Here is a 12178-nt window from a genome sequence, read left to right as displayed (position 1 = left end):
CCAAGTCAGCTCATCCAACCAGCCCCAGCAGCCAGGCTGCCAGGGCGCCGCAATGCGCCACCACCGTCAGGGCGTAGACGGCGCGAAACGCTGCTTTTTGAGACTTGTGCCGCAGCGTTTGCTGCGCCAGCCAGGCGGCTGGCCAGCCACCCACCAAGGCCAGCAGGTGCAAATGGCTTTCCTTGGTGCGCCACATGCCACGCTGCGCTGCGCTTTTGTCAGAGGCGTAGACCAAAAAAGTGAACAGGTTCAGCCCCAGGGCTACACCCACCGCCCACAGGGGTAGGCGCTGTGCCCAAACGGCCCAGGCCAGCATGGCCATCCACACCACAGCCATAGCGCTGATGAGCAGTAGTTCCCCGGCAGGCAAGGACGTTACCCGCTGGGTACGCCACCGCACCTGGGCAGCTGGCCGCGAGGCCGCGCGCGGGTGTGCCCCGGTGGTGCGCTGCGCAGCGGAAGGGCCTCGGCGCGCAGACTGGGGTGCTTCGCGCGAGGCGGCGCTACGGGCACCGCGCGGGTCGGCTGCGCGGCCCGGCGCGCCCACCGCCTGCGCACTGGGGCGCACCGCCATGGCCCGTGGCCCTTTGCCGCCCACATGGATTTCTTCAAAAACCACCGCCATGCCCATGCGCGGTGCGGCAGGGCCTTGAAAGTCGCGCAGATGAAAAAACACATCGGCCACAGAGTCTGGGCTGCGGATGAAGCCGAAGGCGCGCTCGGCATCCCAGCGGGTGATTTGCCCTGTCTTTTGCATGGGTTGCGCTCAGCCTTTCACGCCAGCGTGTGCAGTGGAATGTCCTGGGCCAGCGCCAGCGCGTCCAGTTGCGCGCGGGTTTGGGTGCGGATGAAATTCGCCACCGCCTCGTGCGTGGCAGGGGCGCGTAAGGTGGGCCCGTCGCCCACGGCGGGCAGCCCTGCGGCTGCGCACAGGCGGGCAGCAAAGTGGGGTTCCAGCGCGGCCACGGCCACGCGGCCATCGGCGCAGGGGTAGATGCGATAGCCAGCGTGGGCGCCGCCCACATCGCCGTCGGGCGTGGTCAGGCCCCAGTGCCGGGGCTGGGCCAGCCAGGCGGCGGTGTCGGCCAGTGCCACCTCCAGCAAGGTGCCCTGGCCGGTTTGGGTGCGAACCAGCAGGGCTTGCAGCACGGCCTCGCTCGCCATCAGGGCCCCGCCCATGTCGGCGTAGAGCGTGGGGGGCATTTCCGTGCCCGTGGCCAAGCCAGCGTCGGCCAGGTAGGTCAGGTCGTGGCCGGGCTCTTCGGCCCGTTCACCCGCGGCACCCACGATGCGCACCAGGGACAGGCGCGGGTAGCGGGTGTGCAAGGCATCCCACCCCAGGCCAAGTTTGGTGAGGGCGGAGGGGCGGAAGGAGGTGATCAATACGTCCGTGCACTCCAGCTCGGCGTGCAGGGCAGCCTGGCCTTCCTCGGTTTTGAGGTGGGCCTGCACCACGCGAATGCCCTGGTGCATGTCGGTGTAAGCCTGTGGGCTGTAAAGCGCCATGGGGTCTGCGCTGGTGTGGGGCGCGGCGGCCAGGGGTTCGAGCTTGGTGCATGCGGCGCCCATGCGCGCGCAGCGCATGAGGGCGGCTGGGCCGGGCAGATTCAGCGCAAGGCTCAGAACGCGGGTGCCGTTCAGCGGCTGGGGAGCGGAAGAGGACATGGGTGGCATGCGGCGGTTGAAAGGGCGGGTAGGGGGAGTGATCGCTGGGGATTGCGGAACTTTGCCCGCAGCCTCCTTCAAAGGGTTATACATAAATTGTTACCGGTGCTGCAATTGAGCATGGACTACAGCCGCCCGCCTGCCGAGCACTATGCGCTGGGCCAGCAGCTTCAGCGCCTGCGCGAGCGGGGCGTGCTGATTGTGGGCAGCGGGAACATCGTGCACAACCTGCGCGCCACCCGCCGTGGAACCGCCGCCAACGAGGCATATGACTGGGCCACAGAGTTCGACACCGTGGTGCAAGACCAGATCAAGAAGGGCCAACTGGCGGCGCTACCGAGCTTCATGGACTTGGGCGCGGTGGCCAAGCAAGCCCACCCCACGCACGAGCACTACTTGCCGCTGCTGTATGCCGCAGGGGCCGTGCAGCCCTCCGAAATGCCCCGGTTCTTCAACACGGGCTACCAGTCGGCGTCGATCTCCATGCGATCTGTGTTGTGGGGTTAGCTATTGAATTGATAGCTGCTGGCGCTTGATGGATGAGCGCTAGAGGCATAAAAAGCAAAAAACCGCCCGAAGGCGGTTTTTTGTTGTGGTCAAGCGCAAGGGGGTAGATCAGATGACCTTGGCAATCGCTTGGCAGACGTAGTCGATGTTCTTGCTGTTCAGGGCGGCCACGCACATACGGCCGGTGTCGGTGCCGTACACGCCGAATTCCGTGCGCAGGCGCACCATCTGGTCCTTAGAGAGGCCGGAGTAGCTGAACATGCCGATCTGGGTGGTGATGAAGGACATGTCCTTGGTCACGCCGGCGGCCTTCAGGCCATCAACCAGCTTTTGGCGCATGGCCTTGATGCGCACGCGCATTTCGCCCAGCTCCTTTTCCCACAGGGCGCGCAGCTCGGGGTTGCCCAGCACGGCGGCCACGATGGCGCCACCGTGGGTGGGTGGGTTGGAGTAGTTGGTGCGGATGGCGATCTTGAGCTGGCTGAGCACGCGGTCGGTTTCTTCCTTGCTGCTGCCGACCACGCTCAGTGCGCCCACGCGCTCGCCGTACAGGCTGAAGCTCTTGGAGAAGCTGGTGGACACGAAGATGTTCAGGCCAGCAGCCACGAACTTGGCGATCACGGCGCCGTCTTCAGCAATGCCGTAGCCGAAGCCTTGGTACGCCATGTCCAGGAAGGCGGTGAGGTTGCGTTCCTTCACCACGGCAATCACCTGATCCCACTGGGCGGGGGTGATGTCGTAGCCGGTGGGGTTGTGGCAGCAGGCGTGCAGCAGCACGATGGTGCCGGCGGCGGCTGCCTTCAGCTTGGCCAGCATGCCGTCGAAGTTGATGCCGCCCAGGCCGCCGTTGGCGCTCTGGTCGAAGTAGGGGTAGGTGTCAACGGTGAAACCGGCGTTGGTGAACAGCGCACGGTGGTTTTCCCAGCTGGGGTCGGAGATCAGCACGGTGGCGTTGGGGCTGATCTTCTTGAGAAAGTCGGCACCAATCTTCAGGCCGCCGGTGCCGCCGATGGCTTGCACGGTGGCCACGCGGCCGCTCTTGACGACTTCGGAATCCGCACCGAACACCAGGCCCTTCACGGCTGCGTCATAGGCAGCGATACCGTCGATGGGCAAGTAGCCACGGGCGGTGGGCTTTTCCATCATGCTCTTTTCAGCGGCTTGCACGCATTGCAGCAAAGGCAGCTTGCCGTTGTCGTCGAAATACACACCCACGCCCAGGTTGACCTTATTGGGGTTGGTGTCGGCGTTGAATTGTTCGTTCAGACCCAGGATAGGGTCGCGGGGGGCCATTTCGACGGCGGTGAACAGAGACATGAAAATCCTTGAAAGGTTGTCAGTAGCGAAGAATCCGGGCGTGGTGTACTGTGCCGGGTTCCGCCAATTTTAACGGGCGGCCTGCTCCATCTGTTGACCACGCCCCATGCCAGATATCACCGAAGTCATTCCTGAAAAGCAAGACGGCGAGTTCGTCCGCTTCCCAGACTCGCCGTTTGAGTTGTTTCAGCCGTACCCTCCTGCTGGCGACCAGCCTGAGGCCATCAACAAGCTGGTGGAGGGGCTGCGGGATGGGGAAGCCTTCCAGACGCTGCTGGGCGTGACCGGCTCGGGCAAGACCTTCACCATGGCCAATGTCATCGCCCGCATGGGCCGCCCGGCCATCGTTTTTGCGCCCAACAAGACCTTGGCGGCACAGCTGTACAGCGAGTTTCGAGAGTTCTTCCCCAAGAACGCGGTGGAGTATTTCGTCAGCTACTACGACTACTACCAGCCCGAAGCCTATGTGCCGCAGCGCGACCTGTTCATCGAGAAAGACAGCGCGATCAATGAGCACATCGAGCAGATGCGCCTGAGTTGCACCAAGAGCCTGATGGAACGGCGCGATGTGGTGATCGTGGCCACCGTGTCGGCCATCTACGGCATTGGCGAGCCCGAGAGCTATCACCGCATGGTGATGACGCTGCGCGTGGGGGACAAACTGGGCCAGCGCGACGTGATTGCGCAGCTCATCCGCATGCAGTACCAGCGCAATGAAGCCGATTTTTCGCGCGGCAAGTTTCGGGTGCGTGGCGACACGATCGACGTGTTCCCGGCAGAACACTCCGAGCTGGCCATTCGCATCGAGCTGTTTGATGATGAGATCGAGAGCCTGCAGCTGTTCGACCCGCTCACGGGGCGCGTCAAGCAGAAGATCCCACGCTTTACCGTGTACCCCAGCAGCCACTACGTCACCCCGCGTGACAAGGTGCTGGCAGCGGTGGAGACCATCAAGCTGGAGTTGGCCGAGCGCCTGCAGCAACTGGTGGCCGACGGCAAATTGGTGGAAGCCCAGCGGCTGGAGCAACGCACCCGGTTTGACCTGGAAATGCTCAGCGAAGTAGGGCACTGCAAGGGCATTGAAAACTACACGCGCCACCTGTCTGGTGCAGCGCCGGGAGACCCGCCCAGCACGCTGACCGACTACATGCCCAAGGACTCCATCATGTTCCTGGACGAGAGCCACCAGATGATTGGGCAGCTTTCGGCCATGTACAACGGCGACCGCGCGCGCAAGACCACATTGGTGGAATATGGCTTTCGCCTGCCTTCGGCGCTGGACAACCGGCCGCTCAAGTTCGAGGAATTTGAGCAGCGCATGCGGCAAGCGATTTTCGTAACGGCCACTCCAGCCGACTACGAGAAAACCCACTCTGGCCAGATCGTGGATCAAGTGGTTCGTCCTACGGGGCTGGTGGACCCGGTGGTGGAGGTGCGGCCCGCCACCCATCAGGTGGACGACGTGCTGCAGGAAATCCGCATCCGCGTGGAAAAGCACGAGCGCGTGCTGATCACCACACTGACCAAGCGCATGGCCGAGCAGCTCACCGATTACCTCACCGACAACGGCGTGAAGGTGCGCTACCTGCACAGTGATGTAGACACCGTGGAGCGGGTGGAAATCATCCGCGACCTGCGGCTGGGCGCGTTCGATGTGCTGGTGGGCATCAACCTGCTGCGTGAGGGGCTGGATATTCCCGAGGTGTCGCTGGTGGCGATTCTGGACGCGGACAAGGAAGGCTTTTTGCGCGCGGAGCGCAGCCTGATCCAAACCATTGGCCGCGCGGCGCGCAACCTGAATGGCCGGGCCATTCTGTATGCCGACCGCATCACCGACTCCATGAAAAAGGCCATGGACGAAACCGAGCGGCGGCGCACCAAGCAGATCGCCCACAACGAAGCCCACGGCATTACGCCACGCGGCATTGTCAAGCGGGTAAGAGACCTGATTGACGGCGTTTACAGCGAAAAAGCGGGCAAAGACGCGGAGCGCCTGGAACAAGAGGCCATGCAGAGGGCGCAGGTGGAAGAGATGTCCGAGAAGGACATTTCGCGCGAGATCAAGCGCCTGGAAAAGCTGATGCTGGAACACGCTCGCAACCTCGAGTTCGAGCAGGCAGCGCGCGTACGCGATCAACTGACCAAACTCAAGGACCGCGCCTTTGGTGCGCCTGGAAGCGATCCGATCACGGCCTGATCCGCTTTGCCGAGGTCAATACGGGTCAGGGGGAATTGTGACCCGTTGGTTTTTTAACCTGAGCAATTCGATAGGGATTTGTGATATACTCTTACAAAATACTCAACAACAAAGCCCAACGATGAAGGGCTCCGTGACAGGCAAGGCTGAGCGGAGTAAGGGGCGGAGACGGTGCCCGTGCTGACCATTCGCCAGCGCAGGCAGTTTCTTTAACGAACGAGCCTCAGCACAAGGAGCTTTCCATGCGTCTCACCACCAAAGGCCGTTTCGCGGTCACCGCGATGATCGACTTGGCCCTGCGCCAAAACAATGGTCCCGTCACGCTGGCAGCCATCAGCCAGCGCCAGCAAATCTCCCTTTCTTATCTTGAACAGTTGTTCGGCAAACTTCGCCGTCATGAACTGGTCGAGTCCACCCGCGGCCCCGGCGGCGGCTACACGCTGGCCCGCAAGGCTGGTGAGATCACCGTGGCTGACATCATTGTCTCGGTGGACGAGCCTATCGACGCCACACAGTGCGGCGGCAAAGAGAACTGCCTGGGTGAAGCTGGCCGTTGCATGACCCACGAGCTGTGGGCTTCGCTGAATCAGCGCATGGTGGAGTTTCTGGACTCCGTCACGCTACAAAAGCTGGTGGACGAGCAGCTTGCCAAGGGCGTGCAAATTGAAGACAAGCCCATCGTGCGCCGCGCTATTTCCACCACGCCTGTGGTCAAACCGATCCGCGTGAACGCCCCGAACTCCGTGTTCGCGCTGGGCAACGCATTCGCCAAATCCTGACAGCCATGCGATGTGCGCGGCCTTCAAGGCCAGCATCGCCCTGTACGTTTACCTGTTTTTGACAACCGTTTTTGCTGCCAGCCAGAAACGCTACTGAGCCAGCCATCAACATGACCCCACACTTTCCTATTTATCTCGACTACGGCGCCACCACCCCCGTGGACCCTCGCGTGGTGGACGCGATGATCCCCTGGTTGCGCGAGCACTTTGGGAACCCCGCTTCCCGCAGCCACGCCTGGGGCTGGGAAGCGGAAGAGGCCGTGGAGAAGGCGCGCGCCCAAGTGGCCGACCTGATCGGTGCGGACCCCCGTGAAATCGTGTGGACCAGTGGCGCTACTGAATCGATCAATCTGGCCCTGAAGGGCGCTGCCCAGTTCTACAAAGGCAAGGGCAAGCACCTGATCACGCTCAAGACAGAACACAAGGCTGTTCTGGACACCATGCGTGAACTGGAACGCCAAGGTTTTGAAGTGACTTACCTGGATGTGCAGGAAGATGGCCTGGTGAGCATGGACGCCCTGAAGGCTGCCATCCGCCCTGACACCATCCTGATCAGCATCCTCTTCGTGAACAACGAAATCGGTGTGATCCAGGACATTCCTGCGATCGGCGCCCTCTGCCGCGATAAGGGCATCTTGCTGCATGTGGATGCAGCGCAGGCCACAGGCCGCGTCGAGATTGACATGAACGTGCTGCCCATCGACCTGATGAGCATGACCGCCCACAAGACCTACGGCCCCAAGGGCGTGGGCGCCCTCTACGTGCGCCGCAAGCCTCGCGTGCGTCTGGAAGCCCAGATGCATGGTGGTGGTCACGAGCGCGGCATGCGCTCGGGCACCTTGCCTACGCACCAGATCGTGGGTATGGGTGAAGCCTTCCGCATCGCCAAGGAAGAAATGGCCGAGAGCAATGCCAAGGCCCGCGCCTTGCAGCAGCGTCTGCTCGACGGTCTGAAGGACATCGAGCAAGTGTTCATCAACGGCAGCATGGAGCGCCGTGTGCCGCAGAACCTGAACATGAGCTTCAACTTCGTCGAAGGCGAATCGTTGATCATGGGTATCAAGGGTCTGGCTGTGTCTTCGGGCTCTGCCTGTACCTCGGCAAGCCTTGAGCCTAGCTATGTGCTGCGCGCCCTGGGCCGCAGCGACGAGCTGGCACACAGCAGCCTGCGCATGACCATCGGCCGTTTTACGACCGAAGAAGAAATTGATTACGCGATCTCCACCATCCGCGAAAACGTAGCCCGTCTGCGTGAACTCAGCCCCCTGTGGGAGATGTACAAGGATGGCGTCGATCTCAGCACCATCCAGTGGGCTGCGCACTGATCGCGCCCCGAAACGACCTAAGAGGACTTGCCATGGCTTATTCTGAAAAAGTGGTTGACCATTACGAGAACCCCCGTAACGTGGGTTCTTTCGACAAGGGTGATGAGTCGGTGGGCACCGGCATGGTGGGTGCGCCTGCCTGCGGTGACGTGATGAAGCTGCAGATCAAGGTGAACCCCCAGACGGGCGTGATTGAAGACGCGCGCTTCAAGACCTACGGCTGCGGCTCTGCCATTGCTTCTTCGTCGCTGGTGACGGAGTGGGTGAAGGGCAAGACCCTGGACGAAGCAGCGGCCCTGAAGAACAGCGTGATCGCTGAAGAGTTGGCGCTGCCGCCCGTGAAGATCCACTGCTCCATCCTCGCGGAAGATGCCATCAAGGCAGCCGTGAACGATTACAAAGCCAAGCACGCTACCCCTGCAGCCTGAAGCAATGGCCATTACCCTCACAGAAGCGGCGGCACGCCATGTCAGCCGGTACCTTGCCCGCCGCGGCAAGGGCCTGGGTGTGCGCCTTGGAGTCAAGACCACTGGCTGCTCGGGCTTGGCCTACAAGCTGGAGTACGTGGACGAGTCGGAGCCTGAGGACGTGGTCTTTGAGAACCACGGCGTCAAGGTGTTGATCGACCCCAAGAGCTTGGCCTACATCGACGGGACAGAGTTGGATTTTGTGCGTGAAGGCCTCAACGAAGGGTTCAAGTTCAACAACCCCAACGAGCGCGACCGCTGCGGCTGTGGAGAGAGCTTCCGCGTTTGACACACAGGCCTTCCGGCTTGGCTGTCCCCCATGAAACCGCCAGCGCACTGTGTGTTGGCGGTTTTTTCTTGAGCACGACTGATCTTTCTGCGAGCACTGCAGCATGAACCTGCAATCCAATGACTTTGAACTCTTTGGTGTACCTGAGCGCTTTGCTCAAGACCGGGCGACCCTGGATGCCCGCTGGAAAGAACTCCAGAAAGAAGCCCACCCCGACAAATTTGCGGCGCAAGGTGTCGCAGCCCAGCGGGTGGCGATGCAGTGGTCAGTGCGCATCAACGAGGCGTACCAGCGCTTGAAAGATCCGCTGCGGCGCGCAGCCTACCTGTGCGAGCTCCATGGGGCGTCTATCCAGGCCCACGACAACACCGCCATGCCCCCTGCGTTTCTGATGCAGCAAATGGAATGGCGCGAAGCCCTGGAAGATGCCTCCACCCCTGCTGCTGTGGATGCTCTGGAAGATGAGGTCATGCAGGCCCGCAAAGCAGGTTTGGCGCGGTGTGAAGCGCTGATCGACCAACAAGGCGATTACCCGGCGGCCGCGCAGCAAGTGAGAGCCCTCATGTTCATTGCGCGATTTGCCGACGACATCGATCGCCGACGCGAGCAACTGGGACAATAGCAGCTGTTACCTTATCGACCTTTGGCCAACGCGCCAGGGTCACTCACGTAGAACACAAGAATTCCATGGCGCTTTTGCAGATCTCCGAGCCCGGACAGTCCCCCGACCCCCATCAGCGCCGCATTGCGGTGGGTATTGATCTGGGAACCACGCACTCCCTGGTGGCAGCCGTTCGCAACGGCGTGGCTGAATGCCTGCCCGACAGCGAAGGACGCGTGCTACTCCCCTCCGTAGTGCGTTATCTGGGGCAAGGTGGGCGCCAGATTGGCTACCAGGCTGTTGCCGCCCAGGCCAGTGATGCGGGCAACACGATTGCGTCGGTCAAGCGCTTCATGGGCCGCGGTTTGCAAGATGTGGCACAAGCTGGACAATTGCCCTACGAATTTGTGCAGCCAGCAGAAGGCGGCATGGTCAGCATTTCCACGGCCGACGGCGTAAAAACCCCCGTAGAGGTCAGCGCCGAGATCCTGGCAACGCTGCGCTACCGGGCCGAAGACACCTTCAACGATGATTTGTACGGCGCTGTCATCACGGTGCCTGCTTACTTCGACGATGCCCAGCGCCAGGCGACCAAGGATGCAGCCAAGCTGGCAGGCATCAATCTGCTGCGCCTTATCAACGAACCCACTGCCGCTGCCATTGCCTACGGGCTGGACAATGCCAGCGAGGGTGTGTACGCGGTGTATGACCTGGGCGGCGGTACCTTCGATATTTCGATCCTGCGCCTGACGCAGGGTGTGTTCGAAGTGATTGCCACCGGCGGCGATTCTGCCTTGGGGGGGGACGACTACGATGCGGCGTTGGCCGATTGGGTGGTGGCCCAAACTGGCTGCACGGTCCAGAGCCCTGCAGACAAAGCAGCCATTCGGCTGGCAGCGCGCGCTTGCAAGGAAGCCTTGACTGCTACAGAAAAAGTAGCGTTTAGCGCTGATCTGTCGGGCGGTAACGTGCAATTTGATGTGAATCGCGCAGATTTCGATGCGGCCACTGCAGCTCTCACCGCGCGCTCCATGGCAGCCGTGCGTAGAGCACTGCGTGACGCCCAGCTTGAACGTGAAGAAGTGAAGGGCGTGGTGATGGTGGGCGGCTCGACCCGCATGCCGCAGGTGCAACGTGCTGTGGCCGAATTTTTCGGCCGTGAGCCACTGACCAACCTGAACCCTGACGAGGTCGTGGCGCTTGGCGCAGCCATCCAGGCCAACCAGCTCGCAGGGAACAACACCGCAGGCGACTTGCTGTTGCTGGACGTGATCCCGCTGTCGCTGGGCATTGAAACCATGGGTGGCCTGGTGGAACGGATCGTGGCTCGCAATGAAACCATCCCCACGGCCAAGGCACAGGATTTCACCACCTACAAAGATGGGCAAACCGCCCTTGCCATCCATGTGGTGCAAGGTGAGCGCGATCTGGTGCAAGACTGCCGCAGCCTGGCGCGCTTCGAACTGCGGGGCATTCCGCCCATGGCTGCCGGTGCCGCCCGCATTCGGGTGACGTTCACGGTGGATGCGGATGGCCTTTTGTCCGTCAGTGCGAAAGAGCAGGGCAGTGGTGTGGAAGCGCGCATTGATGTGAAGCCCTCGTATGGCCTCTCGGATGAGCAAATCGCGCGCATGCTGCAAGACGGCTTTGCCACCGCTGCGCAAGACATGCGCGCCCGCGCCGTGGTGGAAGCCCGGGTAGACGCGGACCGCATGCTGATGGCCACCCAAAGTGCACTGGATGCCGATGGCGATCTGCTCACAGCGCAGGAGCGTGCTGGCATCAACGCGCTGATGCAGGCCCTGCGCGATCAGCTCCAAGCGGAGGATGCAGCAGTCATCGAAGCGGCGACCGAAGCGTTGGCCAAAGGCACCGAGCCTTTTGCTGCACAACGGATGAACCGTGGCATTCAGCAGGCACTGGCCGGCAAGAATGTCCAATCCCTCTAATTTCAAGCACTGAACCAGACGCCATGCCCGTCATCAAAATTCTTCCCCATCCAGAATACTGCCCAGCAGGTACCGAAATCACGGCCCCCGCAGGTACATCCATTTGCGAGGCTTTGCTGGACAACCAGATCAACATTGAGCACGCCTGCGATATGAGTTGCGCCTGCACCACCTGCCATGTGATCGTGCGCGAGGGGCTGGCTTCTTTGAACGCAGCGGAAGAAGAGGAAGAAGACCTGCTGGATCGCGCGTGGGGTCTGGAGCCGCAGTCGCGCCTGTCGTGCCAGGCCATCCTGGCCCAGAAAGACCTGGTCATCGAGATTCCCAAGTACACGATCAACCACGCCAAGGAAAACCACTGATGTCCCGCCAGATTGTTCTGGACACGGAAACCACCGGCCTTTCGGCCGAGGGTGGTGACCGCATCATCGAATTGGGGTGCGTGGAGCTGCTCAACCGCAAGCTCACGGGCAACAACCTGCACCTGTACTTCAACCCAGGGCGCGACAGCCATGAAGATGCGCTCAAGGTTCACGGCATCAGCAACGAGTTCCTGAAGGACAAGCCGAAGTTCGCCGATGTGGCCCCCCAAATCTTGGACTATTTGCAGGGCGCCGAGATCATCATCCACAACGCGGCGTTCGACGTGGGCTTCCTCAACAAGGAACTGGAGTTGACCGGGCGGGCGCCCTTCAGCACCTATGTGGCCAGCATCACGGACACCCTGGCCATGGCCAAGGAGATGTATCCGGGCAAGCGCAACTCCCTGGATGCACTGTGTGACCGCCTTGGCGTCGACAACTCGGGCCGCACGCTGCACGGAGCCTTGCTGGACGCAGAACTGTTGGCCGACGTCTACATCAACCTGACCCGCGGCCAGGATGCGTTGCTCATCGTGGACGACGCGCAGGAAGGCGCGGAGGGCGGAGCCTCGGCACAAGTCGACCTGAGCCGTTTCACGCTGCAGGTCATCACGGCCAATGAGCAGGAATTGGCCGCGCATGAAGACGTCATGACGCAGATCGATAAATCCAGCGGTGGCAAAACAATTTGGCGAAAATTGTCGGCGACCGTTTAATTTG

At 61.7% G+C, this 12178-nt stretch carries 12 protein-coding genes and 1 pseudogene; 10 read left to right on the top strand and 3 right to left on the bottom strand.

Annotation, left to right across the window (positions count from 1 at the left end; translation table 11 throughout):
* Window positions 1-10 precede the first annotated feature (10 nt).
* Together IHV84_RS07570 and IHV84_RS07565 are read right to left on the bottom strand one after the other, a co-directional pair.
* Window positions 11-757 carry a cold shock and DUF1294 domain-containing protein gene (locus IHV84_RS07570; protein WP_198846395.1) on the bottom strand — a complete coding sequence of 249 codons (747 nt, stop codon included), beginning with the start codon at window positions 755-757 and terminating at the stop codon, window positions 11-13.
* 17 nt (window positions 758-774) lie between these two features.
* Complete coding sequence (locus IHV84_RS07565) at window positions 775-1665, bottom strand: CaiB/BaiF CoA-transferase family protein (protein WP_198846394.1); 891 nt, start codon at window positions 1663-1665, stop codon at window positions 775-777.
* Window positions 1666-1767: 102 nt separating this feature from the next.
* Here IHV84_RS07565 and IHV84_RS07560 point away from each other — a divergent pair.
* Window positions 1768-2172 (top strand): annotated as a pseudogene (locus IHV84_RS07560) (dioxygenase); the annotation flags it as partial.
* A 108-nt stretch (window positions 2173-2280) separates the two neighbouring features.
* Here the strand turns inward: IHV84_RS07560 and IHV84_RS07555 are convergent.
* A complete protein-coding gene (locus tag IHV84_RS07555; protein ID WP_198846393.1) occupies window positions 2281-3489 on the bottom strand; it encodes an amino acid aminotransferase in 1209 nt (402 codons plus the stop codon).
* Between the two features lie 106 nt (window positions 3490-3595).
* Here IHV84_RS07555 and uvrB point away from each other — a divergent pair, with 106 nt between their 5' ends.
* From uvrB to dnaQ, 9 genes are all read left to right on the top strand, one after another.
* Complete coding sequence (gene uvrB / locus IHV84_RS07550) at window positions 3596-5686, top strand: excinuclease ABC subunit UvrB (protein WP_233099889.1); 2091 nt, start codon at window positions 3596-3598, stop codon at window positions 5684-5686.
* Window positions 5687-5928: 242 nt separating this feature from the next.
* The gene (gene iscR, locus IHV84_RS07545; RefSeq protein ID WP_044395244.1) at window positions 5929-6465 is read left to right on the top strand and encodes a Fe-S cluster assembly transcriptional regulator IscR; all 537 of its coding nucleotides are present in this window, start codon (window positions 5929-5931) and stop codon (window positions 6463-6465) included.
* 104 nt (window positions 6466-6569) lie between these two features.
* Window positions 6570-7790, top strand: a complete 1221-nt coding sequence (locus IHV84_RS07540; protein WP_370541223.1) for an IscS subfamily cysteine desulfurase — start codon at window positions 6570-6572, stop codon at window positions 7788-7790.
* 32 nt (window positions 7791-7822) lie between these two features.
* Window positions 7823-8218 carry a Fe-S cluster assembly scaffold IscU gene (gene iscU / locus IHV84_RS07535; protein WP_044395246.1) on the top strand — a complete coding sequence of 132 codons (396 nt, stop codon included), beginning with the start codon at window positions 7823-7825 and terminating at the stop codon, window positions 8216-8218.
* Between the two features lie 4 nt (window positions 8219-8222).
* The gene (iscA, locus tag IHV84_RS07530; protein WP_066691893.1) at window positions 8223-8546 is read left to right on the top strand and encodes an iron-sulfur cluster assembly protein IscA; all 324 of its coding nucleotides are present in this window, start codon (window positions 8223-8225) and stop codon (window positions 8544-8546) included.
* A 103-nt stretch (window positions 8547-8649) separates the two neighbouring features.
* Window positions 8650-9168, top strand: a complete 519-nt coding sequence (gene hscB, locus IHV84_RS07525) for a Fe-S protein assembly co-chaperone HscB (RefSeq protein WP_198846391.1) — start codon at window positions 8650-8652, stop codon at window positions 9166-9168.
* Between the two features lie 65 nt (window positions 9169-9233).
* Window positions 9234-11096: a Fe-S protein assembly chaperone HscA gene (gene hscA, locus IHV84_RS07520; RefSeq protein ID WP_198846390.1), complete on the top strand. Its 1863-nt coding sequence runs from the start codon at window positions 9234-9236 to the stop codon at window positions 11094-11096.
* 23 nt (window positions 11097-11119) lie between these two features.
* Window positions 11120-11458, top strand: a complete 339-nt coding sequence (fdx, locus tag IHV84_RS07515) for an ISC system 2Fe-2S type ferredoxin (protein ID WP_066691884.1) — start codon at window positions 11120-11122, stop codon at window positions 11456-11458.
* A complete protein-coding gene (gene dnaQ, locus IHV84_RS07510; RefSeq protein ID WP_066691882.1) occupies window positions 11458-12174 on the top strand; it encodes a DNA polymerase III subunit epsilon in 717 nt (238 codons plus the stop codon). The genes fdx and dnaQ overlap by 1 nt, the downstream gene beginning before the upstream one ends.
* The last annotated feature ends 4 nt before the right edge of the window (window positions 12175-12178 follow it).

The organism is Acidovorax sp. IB03 (assembly GCF_016406015.1).
In the GTDB taxonomy this organism is placed as follows: Bacteria; Pseudomonadota; Gammaproteobacteria; order Burkholderiales; family Burkholderiaceae_C; genus Acidovorax; species Acidovorax temperans.
This window is presented reverse-complemented; position numbering and strand designations above follow the sequence as displayed.